Source organism: Pseudomonas sp. EA_5y_Pfl2_R50, assembly GCF_963970475.1.
Classification (GTDB): domain Bacteria; phylum Pseudomonadota; class Gammaproteobacteria; order Pseudomonadales; family Pseudomonadaceae; genus Aquipseudomonas.
Genome location: NZ_CAXAPT010000001.1, coordinates 438,914 through 461,667, shown reverse-complemented (window position 1 = coordinate 461,667; position 22,754 = coordinate 438,914). Strand labels below are relative to the sequence as shown.

Genomic DNA, 22,754 nt, shown 5'->3' with positions numbered 1-22,754 from the left:
GTTATGTCAGAGTCGGTACGTTTTGTTTTTATTGGTTTGCTGCTTTTTATTCTTGTTATGCCATAGAGATAGCAGATCGCGTGCCAACTTTTAAAAAACTATATAAATCAAGTAGTTATGTTTTTAGTAAGATTTTTCGGTCGGCACAAACCAGACAATTTGTTTCCGTGTTACTCGTTTGGGCGCACATTCCAGACTCAGCGGTAACATTGTTGCCCCTCACTGTGCGCTACGGGCCTTGGCCACACGCGAACCGCTCGGTCGACCGAGCACCGCGCTGATCTGCTGACCCGCGGCAATCAAGGCGTCCAGGTCAATTGCGCTGTCGATACCGAGGCCGTTGAGCAAGTACACGACATCTTCGGTAGCAACGTTACCGCTCGCGCCTTTCGCGTATGGGCAGCCGCCGAGCCCGGCGATAGAGCTGTCGAACACTGAAATGCCTTCGAGCAGGCTGGCGTAGATGTTGGCCATGGCCTGCCCGTAGGTATCGTGAAAGTGTCCGGCGAGTTTTTCTCGCGGCACCTGCGCCGAAACAACGTCGAACAGACGTCGAGTAGCGCCAGCAGTGCCGGTGCCGATGGTATCGCCCAGCGAAACCTCGTAGCAGCCCATTGCGTATAGCTCGCGCGCAACCATTGCGACCTGCTCTGGCGCGACCGGCCCTTCATATGGGCAGCCCAGCACGCAGGACACATAGCCGCGCACGGTAACGCCATTGTGTTTCGCCGCTTCCATGATCGGCGCAAATCGCGCCAGACTTTCGCTGATCGAGCAGTTGATGTTGCGCTGCGAGAACGCTTCGGACGCAGCGGCGAACACCGCGACTTCCTTCACGCCGGCGGCCAGCGCGTCTTCAAAGCCACGCAGGTTCGGCGTCAGTGCGCCGTAGGTGACGCCGGGCTTGCGCTGGATCTGCGCGAATACCTCGGCGGACCCGGCCATCTGCGGCACCCACTTCGGTGAGACGAAACTGCCGACTTCTATATAGCCAAGACCGGCGGCGCTCAGGGCGTCGACCAGTCGCACCTTGTCGGCGACGCTGATCGGTTGGGCTTCATTCTGCAGGCCATCGCGCGGGCCGACTTCGATCAGACGTACTTGGGAGGGGAGGGACATGGGCTGACCTGCTCAGATTTCTGAATTGGTATGAGGGGCCCTTGTGGGAGCGGGCTTGCTCGCGAATGCGCTGTATCAATCGCCACAGAGTTGAAGGCAAAGTGCATTCGCGAACAGACACGCCCCCACAGGGAATGGGGATGTTACTGCATGGCCTGCTGGCTCTTGAGCGTCTGCTCCAGTGCCTGCACGCAGCGCTCTTCGGCAGTATCAAGCTCCAGCTTCATCTGTTCGATGTCCAGCAACTGCTGCTCCAACTGTTCGCGGCGCTCGCTGATTTTCGCCAGCATGCTGTTGAGCTGTTTGGTGTTGCCGCTGGAAGGGTCATAGAGCTCGATCAGTTCGCGGCATTCGGCGAGGGAGAAACCGATGCGCTTGCCCCGCAGGATCAGCTTGAGGCTGACCTTGTCGCGGGGCGAATAGATGCGCTCCTGGCCACGGCGCTCGGGGCTGAGCAGGCCTTGCTCTTCATAAAAGCGGATCGCCCGAGTGGTGATGTCCAACTCGCGGGCGAGGTCGGAGATGCTGTAAGTCTGACTGCTCATGAAAGCGCTCGAAAAAAGGTCTTGGCGCTAAGCTAATGGTGAGTTGACGTTTACGTCAAGCGGGATGATTAGTGTTGTATTTGATCGCTCCTTCGCGAGCAGGCTCGCTCCCACATTGAATCGCATTTCAACTGGAGCAACGCGGTCGAATGTGGGAGCGAGCCTGCTCGCGAAGGCAGCGCCGCGGTAAAAAAACCTACACCTTATCCAGCTTTTTCTCCTGCGCCGTCACCTGCTGGCACAACTCGATCATCTGCTCGCGCATCCAGCGATTCGCCGGGTCCTGGTCGGTGCTTTCATGCCAATACAGGTGCGTCTCCACCGGCGGCACGTCATTCACCGGCAAGTTGAACGCCTGCAGTTCATGGCGACGGGCAAAGCGCTCCGGCACGGTCATGACCATGTCGGTCTGCTGCATCACTTGGGAGGCCATCAAATAGTGCTGCGAACGCAGGGCAATCTTGCGCTGAATGCCCATTTTGCCCAGCGCCAGATCGACATACCCCAAACCACTGCGGCGGCTGGAGATATGGATGTGAGTCAGCGACAGGTAATCATCGAGCGACAGCTTTTCCTTGCCCGCCATCGGATGGCCTTTGCGCATCGCACACACGTAACGGTCTTCCATCAGCTTGACGTGGCGCACCTGCGGGTCGGTGTTGAGCGGCGCATCCACGGCGAAATCCAGACGCCCGGCGGCCAGTTCCTTGGTGGTTTCGCGGCGTTTCGACAGGAAGCTTTCGATGATGACGGTCGGCGCCAGGCGGCGCAGGCGCTGGAACAGCGGCGGCAGAATGACCGCCTCGGTGAGGTCGGTCATGCTGATGCGGTAAGTCTTCACCGCTTGCGCCGGGTTGAAAATGCGACTTTCCTGAACCGACACGCGCAGCAGCGACAGCGCGTTACGCACCGGGCCGATGATGTTCTGTGCCATTGGCGTCGGCACCATGCCCTGCGCAGTACGCACGAACAGCGGATCATTGAAGGTTTCGCGCAACCGCGCCAATGCGTTGGACACCGCCGGTTGCGTGATGCCGACAATCTGCCCGGCGCGGGTCAGGTTGGCTTCGGTGTAGATCGCGTCAAAGACGATGAAAAGGTTGAGGTCGACCTTACTCAGATTCATAACGCGGCTTCTCTTGTTATTTAGGGCGATGTTTTTGGGGCTGGCAATCAGCCGATCATATATCGGTGATGAATGTTTATACACGCCGAGAATAGGCTAGGTAAATTATCAACGCTGTTCTAGCATCGATTGCATGACTTAAACAACCTCTGCTCAAGACCTGCCTTAACCACCGGGAGCTGCTCATGGATTTCGCTTATTCGCCCAAGGTGCAAGAACTGCGTGAGCGCGTGACCGCGTTCATGGACACATACGTTTACCCGGCCGAGGCGGTGTTCGAACGCCAGGTTGCCGAAGGCGATCGCTGGCAGCCGACGGCGATCATGGAAGAGCTCAAGGCCAAGGCCAAGGCCGAAGGCCTGTGGAACCTGTTCCTGCCGGAATCGGAACTGGGCGCCGGCCTGAGCAACCTCGAATACGCGCCACTGGCGGAAATCATGGGCCGTTCGTTGCTCGGGCCTGAGCCGTTCAACTGCTCGGCGCCGGACACCGGCAACATGGAAGTGCTGGTGCGTTACGCCAACGAAGAACAGAAACAGCGCTGGCTCGAACCGCTGCTGCGCGGCGAGATTCGCTCGGCATTCGCCATGACCGAACCCGACGTTGCCTCGTCCGATGCCACCAACATGGCGGCTCGTGCGGTGCGTGATGGTGACGAGTGGGTGATCAACGGCAAGAAGTGGTGGACATCGGGTGCTTGCGATCCGCGCTGCAAGATTCTCATCTTCATGGGGCTGAGCAATCCCGACGCACCGCGCCACGCCCAGCACTCGATGATACTCGTGCCGGTCGATACTCCCGGAGTAAAAATCGTCCGTCCGCTACCGGTGTTCGGTTACGACGACGCACCGCATGGTCACGCCGAAGTGCTGTTCGACAACGTGCGCGTGCCGTATGAAAACGTTCTGCTCGGTGAAGGTCGTGGTTTCGAAATCGCTCAAGGTCGCCTGGGTCCGGGGCGGATTCACCATTGCATGCGTTCGATCGGCATGGCTGAACGTGCACTGGAATTGATGTGCAAACGTTCGGTGAGCCGCACCGCATTCGGCAAACCGCTGGCACGACTGGGCGGTAACGTCGACAAGATTGCCGACTCGCGGATGGAAATCGACATGGCCCGTCTGCTGACGCTGAAGGCGGCGTACATGATGGACACCGTCGGTAACAAAGTGGCGAAGAGCGAAATCGCGCAGATCAAAGTGGTTGCGCCCAACGTCGCGCTGCGAGTGATCGACCGGGCGATCCAGATGCATGGCGGGGCGGGGGTATCGAACGATTTCCCGCTGGCTTACATGTACGCCATGCAGCGCACCTTGCGCCTGGCCGACGGCCCGGACGAAGTGCACCGCGCGGCCATCGGCAAGTTCGAGATCGGCAAATATGTGCCGAAAGAAATGCTGCGTAGCGGTCATTAAGATTGCGTTGCCTGCTTCGCGAGCAAGCCCGCTCCCACAGTTGACCGCATTCCAATTGGAGGCATGCGATCAAATGTGGGAGTGGGCTTGCTCGCGAAGGGGCCTCAACATTCAACCCATCAACGCCAGACTCAATACACCCAAACCTCAACCCGCCGATTCTTGATCCTTCCCTCATCCGCATTGTTCGCCGCCACCGGCATCAACGCGCCAAACCCGCGAACCTCGCGTAATACCACGCCGTTCTTGACCAACTCCCGTCGCACCGCCATCGCCCGCAGCTTCGACAGCAAATCCGCGCGGGCCGGGTCGTCCTTGGCGTCACCGAAACCCACCAGGGTCACCGCGCGCTCGCGCTTGTCATGCTTCTTTATATAGTCGAGCACCCGCGCCAGATCCTGACGCGCCTTGTTGTCCAGGTTGGCGCTGCCTTCCTCGAAACGGAAGTTCACCGTCAGACGCTGGGCGTGCCGACTGAGGGATTGATACCCCTCGGGCATCAGCGCATTCGGCGCAACAGTCATGGCGTGCACGCTCTGGCTGACAAAACCGTTGGCCGCGACAATCATCTGGCCCTGACGGCTCTGCGCAAATGTCACCAACGCCTTGGCCCACGGGTTTGTGCTGTCCGGCGGCAGATAAAAGAACAGCCGCCGCGACAACGGATAATCTTCGGTGGCGATCAGGCTGGCGAGCGGCAGCATTGACTGTGAAGCACCATCGGCAATGGCCACGGCTTTGGCCTGGCGCACGTAAGGCAAACCAATAAATCCGATGCCCTGCGGGTCGCTGCTGACGGCATCGGACAACTGCTCGCTGGACTCGAACCTTTTCGCAGCATTACTCAGATTTTTCCCACGGCGACTGAGGACCAGTTCCTTGAACGTGTCGTAAGTGCCGGACTGATCATCCCGCGCATATAAATGAATGGCGCCGCCGCGACCGCCGACGTCTTCCCACGCTTTGACTTCACCCGCGAAGATCCGCGCCAGTTGCCCGGTGTCCAGTTGCTGCAGCGGGTTGTCGGGATGCAGGATGATCGCCAGGCCATCGATGGCAATGACCTGTTCGGCGGCAGGACTTTTCAGGTCGCCCAGGGCTTGCAGGCTGAGCAACTCGCTGTCCTTGATTTCGCGGGAAGACGCGGCGAGATCGGCACTGGCGTTTTTCAGCGCAGTAAAGCCGGTGCTGGAACCGTGGGCGGCGACTTCGATCACCACGCGTTTGCCTTGCGCGGTCTGGCCGACAATGCGCTGTTCGTTGGCGGTGTCCGGGGTTTGGCGGTGGATTTTCAGCAGGCCTTGTTCCTGCAGCAACCCTTCGACCAGCGCCGGACCGAGTTCGGCGCCGATGGTGTTGGAGCCCTGAATGCGCAACACCGGGCCGTCGTCCAGCACCGGCAAAGCGGCGGCAGACACCGTCAGCCACGCACTCAAGAGAAAAACGCACAGAACACGCAGGGTCATGCCGGCACCGAATCAAGCCAAGGGGATTGCCGGGGAGATTAAGTCAGTAACGTTACTTGAAGATGACAGCGGTCTGAGTGTGGGAGCGAGCCTGCTCGCGAAAGCGGTGTGTCAGTTACAAACGTGTTTCTGATACACCGCATTCGCGAGCAAGCCCGCTCCCACCGGGGGGATTTCAGTCGGATTCGAAGGTCAGGCCAGTTCAAGCCAGATCGGCGCATGGTCGGACGGCTTTTCCATCCCGCGCAATTCATAGTCCACGCCCGCTGCTTTTACCCGAGGCAGCAAACCGTGCGAGGCCAGAATCACATCGATGCGCAGGCCACGCTTCGGCTCGTCTTCAAAGCCACGGCTGCGGTAGTCGAACCAGCTGAACATGTCGGTTACGTCCGGGTTCAGGTGGCGATAGCTGTCGGTCAAACCCCAGTTTTTCAGGCGCGCCATCCACTCGCGTTCTTCCGGCAGGAAGCTGCATTTGCCGGTTTTCAGCCAGCGCTTCATGTTGTCCGGGCCGATGCCGATGTCGCAGTCTTCCGGGGAAATGTTCACGTCGCCCATCACCACCAGTGGCTGTTCGTTGTGGAACTGGCTTTCCAGCAGCGCTTGCAGATCGTTGTAGAAACGCTGCTTGGCCGGGAATTTGGTCGGGTGGTCGCGGCTTTCGCCCTGTGGGAAGTAGCCGTTCATGATGGTCACCGGTACGCCATTGGCGTCGGCGAAGGTGCCCCAGATGAAACGGCGCTGGGCGTCTTCTTCATCGGTGGCGAAACCTTTGTGAATGGCAATCGGCTCGTTGCGCGAGAGTAGCGCGACACCGTAATGACCTTTCTGGCCGTGGAAATACACGTGGTAGCCGAGGGCGCGGATGTCTTCGAGCGGGAACTGGTCGTCGTGAACCTTGGTTTCCTGCAGGCCGATCACGTCGGGCTGGTGTTTTTCGATCAGCGCCGCCAGCTGATGCGGACGGGCGCGCAGTCCGTTGATGTTGAAGGAAACGATCTTCATGGTCGGCAGTCCTGGCAAAAGGGCGATGCTAGCTGACATGGGGAAGATGGGCCAGTGTGGGAGAAATCATTTAGGTCTGTGGGATTGGTGTTGTCTGTGAGGGCCTCTTCGCGAGCAGGCGTCCGCCCAGTCGATGAAGATCCAGGGTTGGTCTATACCTGTGGGGAACCACGCCGCCCGCAAAAGGTTCGTACCAACTAGAGCGCCGCCATTTGAACGCGCCCGGGGAGAATCATCGTCATGCCTGAAACCCAGACTGCCATCGCCGACATTCACATGCTCGATCGCGGTTATTCGCGCGAAGCCCGATCACTGCTCTATCAGGCCTATCGCCACGAGCCGACCTTCGGTTACCTGTTCGAAGCCGAGCGTCCTGGCTACGAGCAACGGGTGAGGGCAACGGTGCGGGAACTGGTCAAACAACATTTTCTGCAGGATTTGCCGGCCATTGGCCTGCTGGTCAACGACCGCTTGATCGGCATCGCCCTGATCGCGCCACCGCAGCGGCGTCTGGGCATCACCGAAAGTTGGGCGTGGCGCTTGCGCATGGTGCTCAGCACCGGTTTGCGCTGCACCCGCCGTTATCTGGAATACCACGATGCGGTCGCGGCCTGCGTGCCCAGCGATTCGGTGCACATGCTGCCGCTGCTGGGGATTCATCCGCAGTTCCAAGGCAAACATTTCGGCGAACAACTGCTGACCGCCGTGCACAACTGGTGCGCCGTGGATGAAACTTCCCAAGGCGTGGTGCTCGACACCGGCAATCCGCGTTACCTGGAATTTTATAAAAGGCAGGGTTATGAGGAGATCGGCGAGGTTGCCGTCGGCCCGGTGCGCGAACACGTATTTTTCCACGCCAATCCGCAGGTGTTACAAACTGCAACAGCATGACAATCGAACTTCTCGGGAAATTTCCTGTTCTATCACGCTCCCAAGCCCGTGATAGCATCCGCGCCTATGAAGTTTCCAGGAAGATTTACCAGTGGCGTGCTCGTGCTGTTAACCAGCTGCGCGGCGCTGGCGCAAAGTGAATTGGATGTGCGGATCAAACCGTCCAACGACCAACTCAAGGCCAATATAGAAGGCTATATCGGCGGCCTCGGGGATCGTGACGAAGACGCCTTGCTGCGCTTCAGTCGCGGTGCCGAAGAGCAGGCGCGCAAAGCCGCCCAGGCTTTGGGTTATTACCAGCCGCAGATCGAAAGTGACGTCAAGGGCGGCGACAAACCGCGCCTGGTGTTGAAGATCGATCCCGGCGAGCCGATTCGCCTGCGCAACGTCACCATTCGGGTCGACGGCCCGGCGGCATCCCTCAAATCCTTTCGTGTACCGAAAAGCGACGCGCTCCAGTCCGGCGCGGTGCTCAACCATGGCCGTTACGAAGACGCCAAACGACTTATTCAGAATCAGGCCTCGCGCTTCGGCTTCTTCAATGGTCATTTCACCAGCCAGAAACTGTTGGTCGACCCGCGCGCCGGAGTGGCCGACATTGAATTGATCTACGACAGCGGTCCGCGTTATGCGTTGGGCAAAGTCAGCTTCGAAGGCGACACACCGTTCGACGAAGACCTGCTGCAGCGCATGGTGCCGTTCAAGGAAGGCGAGCCATACGACTCCGAGCTGATCGCCGAACTCAATCGTGACCTGCAATCGAGCGGCTATTTCGAAGGCGTGCGCGTCGACGCTGCACCGACTGCGGCGAAAAACGACGTGATCCCGGTGGACGTCAAACTCGACACGCGCAAACCACGAACCATGGGCCTGGGCCTCGGTTACTCGACCGACGTCGGCCCGCGCGTCAAAGCCAACTGGACCCGCCACTGGGTCAACCCGCAGGGCGACAGCTATGGTTGGGAAGCGGAACTATCAGCGCCGCGACAAAACGTCGGGCTGTTCTACGACATTCCCCTCGACCCGCCATTGACCGACAAATTGCGCTGGGCCGGCGGTTATCAATTCGAAGACATTGACGGCTCGGACACCTTGAGCAAACTGCTGACGTTCGGCCCGGAATGGCACAGCAAATTGCCAAGCGGCTGGCAGCGGGTGATCTCGCTGAAATGGCAGCGCGAAGAATATGAACTCGGCGACGATTCCGGCCTGAGCACCTTGCTGATGCCCGGCATCAGTTACTCGTACCTCAAAAGCGACAACCGCATCGACCCGCACAACGGCTATCGCCTGAGCTTCGAAAGCAAAGTGGCGAAGGAAGGCCTCGGCTCGGACAACAACCTTTTATATGGCACGGCGCTGGTCAAAGGGCTGACCACGGTGTTCGACAAACACCGCTTGCTCGGTCGCGTGCAGGTCGGCGGCAGCGCCACCAACGGCTACAACTCGATTCCGCCGTCGCTGCGGTTCTTTGCCGGTGGCGATCAGAGCGTTCGCGGCTACGACTACCAGAGCCTGTCGCCGAAAAACTCCGACGGCGACCGTATCGGCGGCCGCTACATGATCGCCGGCAGCGTCGAGTATCAATACTCGGTCGCCGAAAAATGGCGCGTGGCGACATTCGTCGATCAGGGCAACTCCTTCAACAAACTCGAACTGCCGAACCTCAAGACCGGGGTCGGCATTGGTGTGCGCTGGGTTTCGCCGGTGGGGCCGATCCGCCTCGACCTGGCCCACGCACTCGACGACGATGGCGGCATCCGGCTGCACTTTTCCATGGGGCCTGAGCTGTGAAGCGTGGTTTGAAAATAACGGCACTGACGCTGCTGGCGCTGGTCTTGTTGATTGTTTTGAGTGTCGCCGCCGTTCTTGGGACGCAGGCCGGCAGCCGTTGGGTGCTGGGCCTTGTGCCCGGGCTGACGGTGGAAAATTTCCAGGGCCGCCTCGGCGGGCAGTGGAGCGCCGATCATCTGCTGTGGCAGCAGGACAGCAGCCGTGTCGAGCTGAACCAGGCAATCTTTGCCTGGTCGCCGCTATGCTTGACGCGCATGACCCTGTGCATCGAACAGCTCAAGGCTGATCAGGTGATCCTGCAATTCCCGCCGAGTGAAGAGACCACCGAGAGTGGCCCGATCAAACTGCCGGATCTGCAATTGCCGGTGGCTATCGAATTGGGTGACGTGCAAGTCGGCAGCGTGTTGTTCAACGGCAGCGAGCAACTCAAGGGCTTGCAATTGGCGGCGCACTGGACGGCCCAAGGCCTGCAGATCGACAGCGTGAAACTGCAGCGCGACGACCTCAGCCTGAACCTGTCCGGCACACTCGCGCCGACCGGCAACTGGCCGCTGAACATTGCCGGTGACCTGACGTTGCCGTCGCCGGGCAGCGATCCATGGGCGCTGGCGTTGAAGATTGACGGTGATCTGTTGAAAACCCTCAACCTGCACGCCGACAGCCGTGGCTACCTCGACGGCGAGTTGAGCGGCGAGTTGCAACCCCTGGTGGAAAACCTGCCGGCCAAGGTGCGCATCACTGCCGAGGCGTTCAAGCCGAGCGCCGATCTGCCGGACACCCTGCAACTCAATCAACTGGTGCTGACCGGTGAAGGCGATCTGAAAAACGGTTATCAGCTCAACGGCAATGCCACGCTGCCCGCCGACAAAGGCCCGGTGGCGCTTTTGCTCAAAGGCAAGGTCGACGCCAGCGGCGCGCAGATCGCCGGCCTCGATCTGACCGCCAACGACAAACAAAGCCTGAAACTCACGGGCAGCGTCGACTGGAGCAAAGGCCTCAGCGCCCAAGCCAACATCAATTGGCAGGACTTTCCGTGGCACCGGCTCTATAACGAAATCGACGAGCCACAAGTCGCCTTGCGTACTTTCACTGGCGAAGTCTCCTACACCGACGGTCAGTACCTCGGTAACTTCGCTGCCGCCCTCGACGGCCCGGCGGGCGCGTTTACCCTGAGCAGTCCGTTCAGCGGCAGTCTTGAACAGATCGCCTTGCCGCAACTGACAATGGAAGCCGGGCAGGGCAAGGCGCAAGGTCACGTCAACGTAAAGTTCGCCAACGGCATCGCCTGGGACACGGCGCTGGATCTGTCGGCGCTGAACCCGGCATATTGGGTCGCCGAGTTGCCGGGCACCCTGGCCGGGCCGCTGAAAAGCACAGGCGAAATGAAGAACGAACGTCTGAGCCTCACCGCTGATCTCGACCTCAAAGGCAAACTGCGCGGACAACCGGCCATCCTGCAAGCCAAGGCGGACGGCGCTGGCGAGCAATGGAACCTGAATGCCTTGCAAATCCGCCTCGGCGACAACAGCATCAGCGGTAAAGGCAGCCTGCAACAGAAACTTGCCGGGCAGATCGACATCAAGTTGCCGCGACTGGCCCAGCTCTGGCCGCAACTGCGCGGGCAGGTCAACGGCCAGGTCAACGTCGCCGGCACGTTGAAAGCGCCGCAGGGAAAGCTCGGTCTGCAAGGTTCGCAACTGGTCTTTCAGGACAATCGCCTGCAAAGCCTCAACCTCGACGCGACGCTCGACAGCGCGCAACGGGCGAAGATCGATTTGAAGGGCAGCGGCATTCACGCCGGCGACACCTCACTGGGCACGCTGACCGCCAGCGCTCAGGGCGATATCAAAAACCAGAAACTCAACCTCGACCTGATCGGCCCGCAGTTGAAACTGGCCCTCGGTCTGGACGGCAATCTGGACAAGGGCAACTGGCGCGGGCGTTTGGCCAGCGGCAACATTCAGGCCGGCGGCCAGGACTGGAAACTGCAAAATCCGGCCAGACTCGAACGTCTGGCGGACGGCAAAATCAATTTCGGCGCGCATTGCTGGGTATCCGGCAGTGCCAGCCTGTGTGGCGAAGATCAACGCCTGATGCCAGAGCCGAAACTGCGTTATCACCTCAAGCAGTTCCCGATTGAAAGCCTGGCGCAATGGCTGCCGAAAGACTTCGCCTGGCAGGGCAAACTCAACGCCGACCTGCAACTGGATCTGCCCGCCAGCGGCCCCAACGGCGTGGTCAGCATCGACGCCAGCGGCGGCACTTTGCGCATGAAGGAAAAGGAGCAGTGGCTGGATTTCCCGTACCAGACACTCAAGCTGACCAGCAAACTGACGCCGAAGCGCGTCGACACCGAGCTCAACTTCGTCGGCGGCAAACTGGGTGAGTTGATGGTGCAGGCGCAGCTCAATCCACTGCCGAAAAACAAACCGTTGAGCGGCTCGTTCCGCCTGACCGGGCTCGACTTGTCGGTGGCGCGGCCGTTTGTGCCGATGGTCGAGAAACTCACTGGGCGTCTGAATGGCAGCGGCACGATTTCCGGCGGTCTGCTGGCGCCGTTGGTCAACGGCACGGTGCAACTGACCGACGGCGAAGTGTCCGGCGCCGAGTTGCCGATGGAGCTGCAGAATCTGCAACTCACCGCTCTGATCGCCGGTGAATCGGTGCGCCTCGACGGCGGCTGGAAAAGCGGCAAGAGCGGGCAGGGCAGTCTCAATGGCAACGTCACCTGGGGTCAGGCGCTGGTGGTCGATCTTGCATTGAAAGGCACGCAATTGCCGGTCACGGTCGAGCCCTACGCCAAGCTGGAAGTGGCGCCGGACCTGAAAATCTCCATGGCCGGCGACGAGCTGAAAATCGCCGGTAAAGTCCAGGTGCCGAAGGGCGAAATCACCGTGCGCGAATTGCCACCCTCGACGGTGAAAGTCTCCGACGACACGATCATCGTTGGCGCGCAGACCGAAGAGGGCAAGCCGCCGATGGCGATGAAAATGGACATCGACGTGGTGGTCGGCGACGACAAACTGGCCTTCGCCGGTTTTGGCCTGACCGCCAACGTGCAAGGTCATGTGCACATCGGCGACAACATGGACACCCGTGGCGAGCTGTGGCTCAACGATGGCCGCTACAGTGCCTACGGCCAGCGCCTGCAAGTGCGGCGTGCGCGTCTGCTGTTCGCCGGCCCGATCGATCAGCCGTATCTGGACATCGAAGCGATTCGCCAGACCGACGACGTGATCGCCGGTATTCGCTTGAGCGGCAGCGCCGAGCAGCCGACCACGCAGATCTTCTCCGAACCGGCGATGAGCCAGGAGCAGGCGTTGTCCTATCTGGTGCTCGGCCGCCCGCTGAGCACCAGCGGCGAAGACAACAACATGCTCGCGCAAGCGGCGTTGGGGCTTGGCTTGATGGGCAGTTCCGGGGTCACCAGCAATCTTGCCAAGGATCTGGGGATTCAGGACTTCCAGCTCGACACCCAGGGCAGCGGTAACACCACCAGTGTGGTCGCCAGCGGCAACATCTCCGAGAAACTCAGTTTGCGTTATGGCGTTGGCGTGTTTGAGCCGGCCAGTACCATTGCGCTGCGGTACAAGCTGAGCAAGAAGGTGTATGTCGAGGTGGCGAGTGGCGTCGCGAGTTCGCTGGATATCTTCTACAAACGCGATTTCTAAGGCGCGTTCCTTCCCCCCGAAATCGGGTCGCTGCAATCGCTGGCAAGCCAGCTCCCACAGGTTTCTCTGGCGTACATGAATATCGTGCACGACACGGACCCTGTGGGAGCTGGCCTGCCAGCGATGGCGTGCGCCTGCGCGCCGCAAAAACCCACTCCACTGGTCAACTAATTACCAAGCCCCCTAACTATTACGTTGACATTCGCTGCCTAGGCAGTAACATCTCGACATACATTCACTGCCTAGGCAGTTATTAGGTGAGCAAATGAAGCATTTCACCCCGGACGAATTCAAACATTGCCATCTCGGCCTGTTGCTTGGCCGTGCCGCGTTGCTGAAAGACCGGATCATCGACACCCACATGGAACCCCACGGCATCACCGCCGCGCAGTTCAAGGTGTTGATCATCATGGCCCAGTATGGCGTCGATACCCCGGCCGAGCTGTGCCGGCACCTGTCGCTCGACAGCGGTTCGATGACACGCATGCTTGATCGTCTGGAGCAGAAAGGCTTTCTCGCTCGCCATCGCAGCGAAGGCGACCGCCGTCAGGTGCAGCTGAAACTGACCGGGCAAGGCCAGCAACTGGCTGATCGCCTGCCGCACATCGGCGCCGACGCGATGAATGAACTGGCCGGTGCCGTCACGCCGGACGAGTTGAAGACCCTGGAATACATCCTCAAGAAAATTCTGCTGGCAGCCGGTGACCCGATCACGATCCAGCGGTTAGGTGAACACAATGAGCGGTAAAACCTTGCGCAGCAGCCTGACCCTGGTGCTGTCGGCGATGATCCTCGCCGGTTGCGCCAATTACAGCGGCCTCGACACCCAAGGCCAGAATCTTGATGCGAAAAGCCTGAAAGTCGGCCAGTCGCTGAGCGGTGTGACCCTGTCGCCGGCCGCGTGGCCGAAAAGCGACTGGTGGACCCGCCTCGGCGACCCGCAACTCGACGGTCTGATCCGTGAAGCGCTGCACGACAGCCCGGACATGCAGATCGCTGAAGCCCGCGCGCATCAGGCCAGCGCCGCCGCGTATGCCGCCGATGCCGAACGCTATCCGACCCTCGACGCCAGCGCCGGCATCAGCCGTTCGCGTCTGGCGAAGGATCAGGACCCGCGGGGGCAGGGCGACGCCTACGCCACCGTGCGCAACGTCAGCGCCGGTTTCAATTACAACTTCGACCTCTGGGGCGGTCAGCGTGACGCCTGGGAAGCCGCACTCGGTCAGGCCCGCGCCGCTGAAGTCGACCGTCAGGCTGCACAGCTGACTCTCGCCGCCGATGTCGCCCGTGCTTACAGCGATCTGGGTCAGGCGCACATCGTGTATGACCTGGCGAACGAAGACCTCAAGCGCACCAAACAAATGCTCGACCTGAGCCAGCGTCGCCTGAGCTCCGGGATCGACAGCCAGTACCAGTTCCAGCAAACCCAGAGTCTGGAAGCCAGTTCCGAAGCCAGCCTGATCGACGCGGAAAAACGCCTGAACAGCGCCAAGATCGCTTTGGCCGTTTTGCTCGGCAAAGGCCCGGATCGCGGCAACGAAATCGCCCGACCGAAAGTCCTGCAAGCCAGCGCCGTGGCCGTACCCTCGGTGCTGCCGGCGGAATTGCTCGGCCGTCGCCCGGATCTGGTCGCTGCGCGCTGGCGCGTCGAAGCGGCGAGCAAAGACATCGACTCGGCGAAAACCCGCTTCTATCCCAACTTGAACCTCACGGCCTCGGCCGGCGCCGAATCCTTGTTGGGCGACGCGATGTTCGGCTCGGCCAGTCGCTTCTTCAACATTGCGCCGACCATTTCGGTGCCGATCTTCGACGGCGGACGTTTGCGCGCCAACCTCGATGCGCGCGACGCCGATTACGATCTGGCGGTGGCGCAGTACAACAAAAGTCTGGTGAAGGCACTGGGCGATGTCAGCGACACGATCAACCAGTTGCGTGACATCGGTCGGCAGATCGGTGCGCAGCAGCACGCCACCGAGATTGCCCAGGATTCTTACAACACCGTCGTCCAGCGTTACGGTTCCGGCATCGGCAACTACCTGGACGTGCTCAGCATCGAGCAGCAATTGCTGCAGGCCCAACGTCAGTTGGCCAACCTCAATGCCGAGCAGATCGACCTGTCGATTCAACTGATGCAAGCGCTGGGCGGCGGCTTCCAGGGTGAAACCCTGACCGCAGCCAACGCCACCCCAGCCACGTCGCACAACTAATTCAAGGTATTTGTCATGGCCACTGCCGAAAACACTCAAGCTCAAGCCAATACCCCGGACGCCGGCAACCCGCGCAAACGCAAAGTGATGCTGCTGGTGCTCGCCGTTGTGGTGGCGCTCGCCTGCGCCGGCGTCTGGGCGTATCACGAATTCATCGGACGCTTCAACGAAAGCACCGACGACGCCTACGTCAACGGCAATGTCGTCGAAATCACGCCGCTGGTAACCGGCACCGTGGTCAGCATCGGTGCTGATGACGGCGATCTGGTTCACGAAGGTCAGGTGCTGGTCAACTTCGACCCGAACGACGCCGAAGTCGGTCTGCAAAGTGCCAAGGCGAAACTGGCGCGCACTGTGCGTCAGGTGCGCGGCTTGTACAGCAACGTTGACGGCATGAAAGCCCAGGTCAACGCGCAGCAGGCCGAAGTACAGAAGGCGCAGGACAACTACAACCGCCGGAAAAACCTGGCGCAGGGCGGGGCGATTTCCCAGGAAGAACTGTCCCACGCGCGCGATGACCTGACCTCGGCGCAAAACGCCCTGGCCAACGCCAGACAGCAATTGAAAACCTCCAGCGCGCTGGTCGATGACACTGTGGTCTCGTCGCACCCGGACGTGATGTCGGCCGCGGCCGATCTGCGTCAGGCTTACCTGACCAATGCCCGCAGCACCTTGATCGCGCCAGTCACCGGTTATGTGGCCAAACGCACCGTGCAACTCGGTCAGCGTGTGCAACCGGGTACAGCGTTGATGGCGGTGATTCCGCTGGATCAACTGTGGATCGACGCCAACTTCAAGGAAACCCAACTGCGTGACATGCGCATCGGGCAGCCGGTCGATATCGAATCCGACATCTATGGCAGCGACGTGAAGTACAGCGGCACCGTCGACAGCCTCGGCGCCGGAACTGGCAGCGCGTTTGCTCTGTTGCCTGCGCAGAACGCCACGGGTAACTGGATCAAGATCGTTCAGCGTGTGCCGGTGCGGATTCACATTAACGCTGAAGAACTGGCCAGGCACCCGTTGCGCGTCGGTCTGTCGACCACGGTTGAAGTGAACCTGCACGACCAGAGCGGCCCGGTACTGGCGCAGCAGTCACCGCAGAAAGCCTCGTTCACTACCAACGTCTACGACCGCCAATTGGCCGAAGCTGACGCGATGATTGCGCAGCTGATCCACGACAACAGCGCCGCGGTGAGCAAAACCGCGCAACGCTGATTCGCCACTCCCACAGGGGCAAGGCGTCAACCCGGCTTCATAGGATTCACAATGAGCAATAACGCCTCTTTCACGCCGCCCAGCCTGTTGCTCAGCACCATCGGCCTGTCGCTGGCGACGTTCATGCAAGTGCTCGACACCACCATCGCTAACGTGGCGCTGCCGACCATTTCCGGCAACCTCGGGGTGAGTTCGGAGCAGGGCACCTGGGTGATCACCTCGTTCGCTGTGAGCAACGCGATTGCGTTGCCGCTGACGGGTTGGCTCAGCCGCCGTTTCGGCGAGGTGAAGCTGTTTTTGTGGGCCACCATTCTGTTCGTGCTGGCCTCGTTTCTCTGCGGTATCTCGACCTCGATGCCGGAACTGATCGGCTTTCGCGTGCTGCAAGGTCTGGTCGCCGGACCGCTGTACCCGATGACGCAAACCCTGTTGATCGCGGTGTATCCGCCCGCCAAGCGAGGCATGGCCCTGGCGCTACTGGCGATGGTCACGGTGGTTGCGCCGATTGCAGGCCCCATTCTCGGTGGCTGGATCACCGACAGTTACAGCTGGCCGTGGATCTTCTTCATCAACGTGCCCATCGGCATCTTTGCGGTGATGGTGGTGCGTTCGCAACTGGCCAAACGTCCGGTGGAAACCAGCCGTCAGCCGATGGATTACGTCGGTCTGATCACGCTGATCATTGGTGTCGGCGCGTTGCAGGTGATCCTCGACAAGGGCAATGACCTGGACTGGTTCGAGTCGAACTTCATCATCATCGGCGCAGCAATTTCGGTGATCGCGCTGGCGGTGTTCGTCATCTGGGAGATGACTGATCAGCATCCGGTGGTCAACCTGAGGCTGTTCGCCTACCGCAACTTCCGCATCGGTACGCTGGTGCTGGTGTTGGGTTATGCCGGGTTCTTCGGCATCAACCTGATCCTGCCGCAGTGGCTGCAGACGCAAATGGGTTACACCGCAACCTGGGCCGGCCTGGCCGTGGCGCCAATCGGCATTCTGCCGGTGCTGCTGTCGCCGTTTGTCGGCAAGTACGCCAACAAGTTCGACCTGCGTTTGCTGGCCGGGCTGGCGTTTCTGGCGATTGGCTTGAGCTGCTTCATGCGCGCCGGATTCACCAATGAAGTGGATTTCCAGCACATTGCGCTGGTGCAGTTGTTCATGGGTATTGGTGTGGCGCTGTTCTTCATGCCGACGCTGAGCATCCTGATGTCCGACCTGCCACCGAACCAGATCGCCGACGGCGCGGGGCTGGCGACGTTCCTGCGGACGTTGGGCGGCAGCTTCGCCGCATCCCTGACCACGTGGATCTGGATTCGCCGTGCGGATCAGCATCATGCGTACATGAGCGAAAGCATCAGCACCTTCGAACCGGCAACCCGCGAGACCTTGCATTCGCTGGGCGGAGCGAGCCAATCGGCTTACGCGCAGATGGATCAGATCCTGACCAGCCAGGCGTACATGCTCTCCACCGTGGATTACTTCACGTTGCTGGGCTGGGGCTTTATGGGCTTGATTCTGATCGTGTGGCTGGCGAAACCGCCGTTTGCTGCCAAGGCAGGGCCTGCGGCCAGCGGTCACTGATTTGCAACGCGATCAATGTGTAGGAGTGATGCGGGCCTTCTTGCTTTCTGAAGATTCGGGTTGAAACAACAACCTCTGCAGGAGTGAGCCCGCGAAGAACAACAACACGGTCACTCCGTTAAACCGCGCCCCCCTTCTCGGGCAAGCCTCGCTACTACGGGAAGTGCCAGACGCAATTACTATCCCCGTCCTGCATCCGCAGAGGCTCGACCGCTCGTCAAAAACCTCCATTTACCTGTCAGATCTGACAGTAGCCAGTCTCTCCCGAACGGTATGTGATGAGCCCTGAGCCTCCAACGCTACCAGCCCCGTCATTCCAGGAGAGAGCCATGGATATTCAGTCCGCTGAATTGAACGAATTGTTTGTGCTGTATCCCGTGATCATCCCAGGCTGGGTGTCCTCGGTGAAACCAGCGGGCCTTGCCCATGGCGGGATTCCCAAGGCCATTTACGACGGCCAGTCGCAGGGCCTTGAATGTTGGATTGACCCATTGTTCGGGCTTACTTCCTGGACAATGGCGGTCGATGATCGCGTTGACTTGTATGTCAACGACGATCCCACTTCTGTAGCGGGCAAGACCGTCGCGCCGGGTGAGGAGGAGCAGCGCATCCGTTTGTACCTGCCGCACGGAAGGTTGAATCATGGCGTCAACCGGCTGTATTACATCGTTACCCGCCCCAGTGGAAACTCCGAAACCTCCCGGGACTTAACTGTGCTGTATCACCTGCGGCTTCCGGATAGCCTGGATCTGGTGATTCCGCCCGATGTCCTCAAAGAGGGAGTTGACGCCATACGTGCGGCGCTAGGTGTGGTGTTCGGGTTTATCTATAACAACCGACGGCCTTTCGACCGCATCGAATTTTGGCTGGGCGATACGACGATCAGATTCGACGTTCCCGATGCACCGGCACCGGTGTCCCGAACATTGTTCACGGACGCCTTTGAGAAAGCGGATGACAACCCCAGTGCGGTGGCCGAGTTCTATGTCATCGACCAATTGGGCAACCGAAGCAAATCGCCCGAGAAGCGGCTGGATATTCACCTTAAGCGTTTTGATCGGCCCGCTCCGACGGTACAGGGCATGACCGGCAATAATTTCAGCCCCTCCCTGCCGGAAATCAGGGTGCTGGTGCCCCGGGGAGCATTACGGGACAACGACCAGTTAAGTGTGACCTGGAAAGGCGCAACCAATGCACCGGCAGGTTCCTACACCAGCCCGCTACGGCTGGTCAGCGCCGGGCTGGAAATTGCCGTCCCTAGGTCGGTGCTGGCCTACAGCCTCGGCAAACCCGTCACGGTCTGGTATAGCGTCCTGCGAGAGGGCCAAACCTATTTGTCACTGATATTGACGCTGAACATTCTGCCACTGCCGGCGACTGCCCTGATCCCGCCCAAGATTGTGGAGGCCGATGCGAACAACTTCCTGGACGTCACCAAACTCAACATGCAAAACGCCACCCTTCACGGCTTGCTCTGGACGCTGATCGCAACCGGCCAACAGGTCTGGTTGACGCTGGAGGGGAAAAAAGCCGACGGCACGGCGCATAACCTGCCGGTCTGGAATGGCGGAACCTCCAAAGTCAATGACACGTGGCTTAGCCAGGGTTACTGGCCCAAGGCTCTGCTCATCAGCTTCCTGAAGGTACTCGGGCACGGGACTTTACTGACGCTCAAATTCAAGGTGGCGATGGATCAAAGCAATGTTTTGGCCAATGCCGTGGTGTTTCCGGATCGGGTTTATACAATCAGGGCGGCAGCACTCGTAGCGCCGACCCTCGTTTCGGTCAAAGGCTTGCCCAGCGGCGTCGAAGTTCTCAACAATGGCTTCACCACCGAAACCGAGTTCGTGTTCAGTGGCAAGGCGAGCGCAGGGCAGAAGATCGAGCTACGGGACAAAGGCGTGGTGAAGGCCACGGTTACGGTTCCCGCCACTGGTGACTGGACCCATACCCTGGCGGGCCAGGCGCAAGGGGATCACCGTTATACGGTCAAGGCATTGTATGGCAGCGGGGCGGAGTCGGCCGCAAGGGTGGTGAATGTGGTGGCGGCCACGAGCCCCACCATTACCTCGGTGAAAGATGCCAGCAATTGGGAAATCCCCGATATGGGCTACACGGTCCACGACAGCATCACCGTCACCGGCAGCGCGCCCCGCGGTCAGGAGGTGGAAGTCTTCGTCGGAACCGTCCCCATGGGTAAGGCCAGGGCCGGTACCAACTCGATCTGGACAATCACACTGAGCAGTTTGGCGCTTAACGTGCAGCACAGCATCAAAGCAGTGGGCCAGTACGCAAGCATGCCACCTTCGAATGTGCGGCGCCTTACATCAGTACAAGGCCAGGTGCCGAACATCACCGCCATGCATGATTCCAAAGGTGGGGCGATTGCCAATGGGGGAACCACTTCAGATACCAGCGTGCGTCTGAGGGGAACGGCCAATGCATTTCTTGAGGTCGAGATTTTTGATGGAGCGATCTCCAAAGACAAGGTCAGAGCCGATGCTAGCGGCGCCTGGACTTTAACAGTCACGGGGCTGACCTTTGTAACACATGAGTTCACGGCCAAAGCGTGGTATGGATCAAGCACCGTGTCGACAGTCTGGAAAGTGACCGTAGAACAGTTGCGTATCGTCGACCCATCACGACTCACTCTGTCCGGGCCTAATTTGGTTACGAGATCAACCTTGCTACGACTATCTGGAGTCGACCTTCCAGGCACCGCAGCCAATCGCCCAGGAACAGGCGGCCGCCCCCCATACACGTACCGCTCGTCCAACGAAGCCATAGCGTCCGTTGATGGCTCAGGCAGGGTCAGAAGCCAAGGCAACGGGACGGCGACTATTACAGTTCGGGACAGTCAAGGTAATACCGGGTCATTTGAGGTTGCATGCTCTGGGGTCGAGGAACTGGTCGTTGGCAACCACAGGAGTGCTCGCGGCGTTACCAACTTCATCGCGGGCCAGGGAGGCCGCCGTTTCCCTCTTGCGCTCGATCCTCGCATGGCAAAATTCACAACTGACCGCCCCACACTTCCACATTACAAATTGCTTATAGGACCAGACAACAGCAACGGCGTTTGTGACTGCTATCAATGGGTGACCACCCAGAGATGGGTCCCGTACACCACGTGGGACGAGGGGTACCAATACCACCTCGGCACGATCTACCTGAAATAGAGAAAACAACCCACAACCACTCCCAGAAATACTGGTTGTGCTCGACAAGGTGGCGCTGCGACTGGAAGCGATTCGGGTGTTGGTGGCGGGTTAACAACACTCTTCCACCGCTATAAAAGAAGGCCCGCAGTGATGCGTAATGCTGTTCACTTAAGGAAAAAAGGCGCTTACCCCAAAATGGGAAAGCGCCGTTTTTCTTGGGCTTCGCCTCAATACCAAGATCAAAAACTTTCGGTCTTCGGCTTAAGTGAACAGCGTTACACTCCAGGTTTTTTGTGTCTGCTTTAGACAATCGGAGCGGGCAGGGCCGGCGGCGGGGCAAAGTCGAACGGCGCCAGGGCGTACCCGCTCTCGTCCACCTGCAACGCCCAACCCTGACGATCCCAGTCCCCCAGCACGATCCGCTTCGCCGCCTGCTCACCGAGTTGCAGCTTGTGAATCGCCGGACGATGGGTGTGGCCGTGAATCAGGGTTTTCACGCCGAATTCCTGCATGATCCGCGGAACCTCCTCCGGCGTGACATCGACGATGTCGTTAGCCTTCATCCGCGTCTGCGCCTTGCTCTCGCTGCGCAGCTTGCGCGCCAGTTTGTGGCGGCTGCTCAGCGGCAGATGGCGCAGGATGAACAGGGTGACCGGATTGCGCAGGTAACGCCGCAGCTTCATGTAGCCGACGTCGCGGGTGCACAGGCTGTCGCCGTGCATCAACAGCACCGGCTCGCCATAAAACTGCACGACACTCGGGTCCTTCAACAACGTACAGCCGGCCTGCTTGCAGAAGGCCTTGCCGAGCATGAAGTCGCGATTGCCGTGCATCAGAAAAATCGCCGTGCCGCTGTCGCTCAATTGGCGCAGGGCCTGGCAGATGGAGCGTTGAAAGGGGGTCATGGCGTCGTCGCCAATCCACGCCTCGAAGAAGTCGCCGAGAATGTACAGCGCACTCGCCGAGCGGGCGCGTCCAACGAGCAAATCCAGAAACGCCCGGGTAATGTCCGGGCGCTCCTCTTCCAGATGCAAGTCTGAAATCAGCAATATCACGCTTTGATGATCTCGGCTTTCTCGATGATCACGTCGTCTTTCGGCACGTCCTGGTGACCGGCCTTGGAGGTGGTGGCAACGCCTTCGATCTTGTCGACTACTTCAGTGCCCGCAACGACTTTACCGAACACGGCATAACCCCAGCCCTGAGCGGTCTTGGCGGTGTGGTTGAGGAAGCTGTTGTTGGTGGCGTTGATGAAGAACTGCGCCGAGGCCGAATGCGGGTCCGGGGTGCGGGCCATGGCCAGGGTGTACTTCTCGTTCTTCAGGCCATTGTCGGCTTCGTTCTGGATGCTCGGGCGCTTGTCTTTCTTTTCCTGCATGCCAGGCTCGAAACCGCCGCCCTGGATCATGAAGCCCTTGATCACGCGGTGGAATACCACGTTCTCGTAGTGACCGCTTTCAACGTATTCGAGGAAGTTGGCAACGGTGATCGGCGCTTTTTCCGCGTCCAGTTCGATGACGATGTCGCCATGATTGGTGGTCAGTTTGACTTGAGTCAT

The 22,754-nt window shown here is 59.8% G+C and carries 16 protein-coding genes; 9 read left to right on the top strand and 7 right to left on the bottom strand.

What is annotated here, in order from left to right:
* Positions 1-219: 219 nt before the first annotated feature.
* From AACY19_RS02030 to AACY19_RS02020, 3 genes are all read right to left on the bottom strand, one after another.
* Positions 220-1,119 (bottom strand): hydroxymethylglutaryl-CoA lyase, encoded by a 900-nt coding sequence (locus AACY19_RS02030; protein WP_339447431.1) that lies wholly within the window; start codon positions 1,117-1,119, stop codon positions 220-222.
* Positions 1,120-1,262: 143 nt separating this feature from the next.
* Positions 1,263-1,664, bottom strand: coding sequence for a MerR family transcriptional regulator (locus tag AACY19_RS02025; protein WP_339447429.1), 402 nt, complete (start codon positions 1,662-1,664; stop codon positions 1,263-1,265).
* Between the two features lie 196 nt (positions 1,665-1,860).
* Complete coding sequence (locus tag AACY19_RS02020; protein ID WP_016986544.1) at positions 1,861-2,790, bottom strand: LysR family transcriptional regulator; 930 nt, start codon at positions 2,788-2,790, stop codon at positions 1,861-1,863.
* A gap of 185 nt (positions 2,791-2,975) precedes the next feature.
* Between AACY19_RS02020 and AACY19_RS02015 the strand changes: the two genes are divergently transcribed.
* A complete protein-coding gene (locus tag AACY19_RS02015) occupies positions 2,976-4,205 on the top strand; it encodes an acyl-CoA dehydrogenase (RefSeq protein ID WP_339447427.1) in 1,230 nt (409 codons plus the stop codon).
* A gap of 131 nt (positions 4,206-4,336) precedes the next feature.
* Here the strand turns inward: AACY19_RS02015 and AACY19_RS02010 are convergent, their stop codons facing one another.
* Positions 4,337-5,671, bottom strand: a complete 1,335-nt coding sequence (locus AACY19_RS02010; RefSeq protein ID WP_339447425.1) for a phosphate ABC transporter substrate-binding/OmpA family protein — start codon at positions 5,669-5,671, stop codon at positions 4,337-4,339.
* Between the two features lie 192 nt (positions 5,672-5,863).
* Positions 5,864-6,676, bottom strand: a complete 813-nt coding sequence (xthA, locus tag AACY19_RS02005; protein ID WP_339447423.1) for an exodeoxyribonuclease III — start codon at positions 6,674-6,676, stop codon at positions 5,864-5,866.
* A 240-nt stretch (positions 6,677-6,916) separates the two neighbouring features.
* Between xthA and AACY19_RS02000 the strand changes: the two genes are divergently transcribed.
* The 8 genes from AACY19_RS02000 (at position 6,917) to AACY19_RS01965 (ending at position 21,214) form a co-directional block, all read left to right on the top strand.
* A complete protein-coding gene (locus tag AACY19_RS02000; RefSeq protein ID WP_339447422.1) occupies positions 6,917-7,567 on the top strand; it encodes a GNAT family N-acetyltransferase in 651 nt (216 codons plus the stop codon).
* Between the two features lie 66 nt (positions 7,568-7,633).
* Positions 7,634-9,361, top strand: coding sequence for an autotransporter assembly complex protein TamA (locus tag AACY19_RS01995; RefSeq protein WP_339447420.1), 1,728 nt, complete (start codon positions 7,634-7,636; stop codon positions 9,359-9,361).
* Entirely contained in the window at positions 9,358-13,032 is a 3,675-nt protein-coding gene (locus AACY19_RS01990; protein WP_339447418.1) for a translocation/assembly module TamB domain-containing protein, read from the top strand. Before AACY19_RS01995 ends, AACY19_RS01990 begins: the two co-directional genes overlap by 4 nt.
* Positions 13,033-13,297: 265 nt before the next feature.
* Positions 13,298-13,780 carry a MarR family winged helix-turn-helix transcriptional regulator gene (locus tag AACY19_RS01985; protein ID WP_339447416.1) on the top strand — a complete coding sequence of 161 codons (483 nt, stop codon included), beginning with the start codon at positions 13,298-13,300 and terminating at the stop codon, positions 13,778-13,780.
* Positions 13,770-15,239: an efflux transporter outer membrane subunit gene (locus tag AACY19_RS01980; protein ID WP_339447414.1), complete on the top strand. Its 1,470-nt coding sequence runs from the start codon at positions 13,770-13,772 to the stop codon at positions 15,237-15,239. The genes AACY19_RS01985 and AACY19_RS01980 overlap by 11 nt, the downstream gene beginning before the upstream one ends.
* 15 nt (positions 15,240-15,254) lie before the next feature.
* Positions 15,255-16,457 carry an HlyD family secretion protein gene (locus AACY19_RS01975; RefSeq protein WP_339447412.1) on the top strand — a complete coding sequence of 401 codons (1,203 nt, stop codon included), beginning with the start codon at positions 15,255-15,257 and terminating at the stop codon, positions 16,455-16,457.
* A gap of 51 nt (positions 16,458-16,508) precedes the next feature.
* A complete protein-coding gene (locus AACY19_RS01970) occupies positions 16,509-18,038 on the top strand; it encodes a DHA2 family efflux MFS transporter permease subunit (RefSeq protein WP_339447410.1) in 1,530 nt (509 codons plus the stop codon).
* A gap of 329 nt (positions 18,039-18,367) precedes the next feature.
* Positions 18,368-21,214, top strand: a complete 2,847-nt coding sequence (locus AACY19_RS01965; RefSeq protein WP_339447408.1) for an Ig-like domain-containing protein — start codon at positions 18,368-18,370, stop codon at positions 21,212-21,214.
* 284 nt (positions 21,215-21,498) lie between these two features.
* Here the strand turns inward: AACY19_RS01965 and lpxH are convergent, their stop codons facing one another.
* Positions 21,499-22,251, bottom strand: a complete 753-nt coding sequence (gene lpxH / locus AACY19_RS01960; protein ID WP_339447406.1) for a UDP-2,3-diacylglucosamine diphosphatase — start codon at positions 22,249-22,251, stop codon at positions 21,499-21,501.
* Complete coding sequence (locus AACY19_RS01955) at positions 22,248-22,754, bottom strand: peptidylprolyl isomerase (RefSeq protein ID WP_339447404.1); 507 nt, start codon at positions 22,752-22,754, stop codon at positions 22,248-22,250. The genes lpxH and AACY19_RS01955 overlap by 4 nt, the downstream gene beginning before the upstream one ends.

What these genes read in the sequence shown, in the direction of transcription:
- AACY19_RS02025 (WP_339447429.1), bottom strand. Translation starts at nt 1,664, where the DNA reads ATGAGCAGTCAGACTTACAGCATCTCCGACCTCGCCCGCGAGTTGGAC.
- AACY19_RS01995 (WP_339447420.1), top strand. Translation starts at nt 7,634, where the DNA reads ATGAAGTTTCCAGGAAGATTTACCAGTGGCGTGCTCGTGCTGTTAACC.
- AACY19_RS01980 (WP_339447414.1), top strand. Translation starts at nt 13,770, where the DNA reads ATGAGCGGTAAAACCTTGCGCAGCAGCCTGACCCTGGTGCTGTCGGCG.
- AACY19_RS01975 (WP_339447412.1), top strand. Translation starts at nt 15,255, where the DNA reads ATGGCCACTGCCGAAAACACTCAAGCTCAAGCCAATACCCCGGACGCC.
- xthA (WP_339447423.1), bottom strand. Translation starts at nt 6,676, where the DNA reads ATGAAGATCGTTTCCTTCAACATCAACGGACTGCGCGCCCGTCCGCAT.
- AACY19_RS01965 (WP_339447408.1), top strand. Translation starts at nt 18,368, where the DNA reads ATGGATATTCAGTCCGCTGAATTGAACGAATTGTTTGTGCTGTATCCC.
- AACY19_RS02030 (WP_339447431.1), bottom strand. Translation starts at nt 1,119, where the DNA reads ATGTCCCTCCCCTCCCAAGTACGTCTGATCGAAGTCGGCCCGCGCGAT.
- AACY19_RS02010 (WP_339447425.1), bottom strand. Translation starts at nt 5,671, where the DNA reads ATGACCCTGCGTGTTCTGTGCGTTTTTCTCTTGAGTGCGTGGCTGACG.
- AACY19_RS02020 (WP_016986544.1), bottom strand. Translation starts at nt 2,790, where the DNA reads ATGAATCTGAGTAAGGTCGACCTCAACCTTTTCATCGTCTTTGACGCG.
- AACY19_RS01970 (WP_339447410.1), top strand. Translation starts at nt 16,509, where the DNA reads ATGAGCAATAACGCCTCTTTCACGCCGCCCAGCCTGTTGCTCAGCACC.
- AACY19_RS02000 (WP_339447422.1), top strand. Translation starts at nt 6,917, where the DNA reads ATGCCTGAAACCCAGACTGCCATCGCCGACATTCACATGCTCGATCGC.
- AACY19_RS01985 (WP_339447416.1), top strand. Translation starts at nt 13,298, where the DNA reads ATGAAGCATTTCACCCCGGACGAATTCAAACATTGCCATCTCGGCCTG.
- AACY19_RS01955 (WP_339447404.1), bottom strand. Translation starts at nt 22,754, where the DNA reads ATGACTCAAGTCAAACTGACCACCAATCATGGCGACATCGTCATCGAA.
- AACY19_RS02015 (WP_339447427.1), top strand. Translation starts at nt 2,976, where the DNA reads ATGGATTTCGCTTATTCGCCCAAGGTGCAAGAACTGCGTGAGCGCGTG.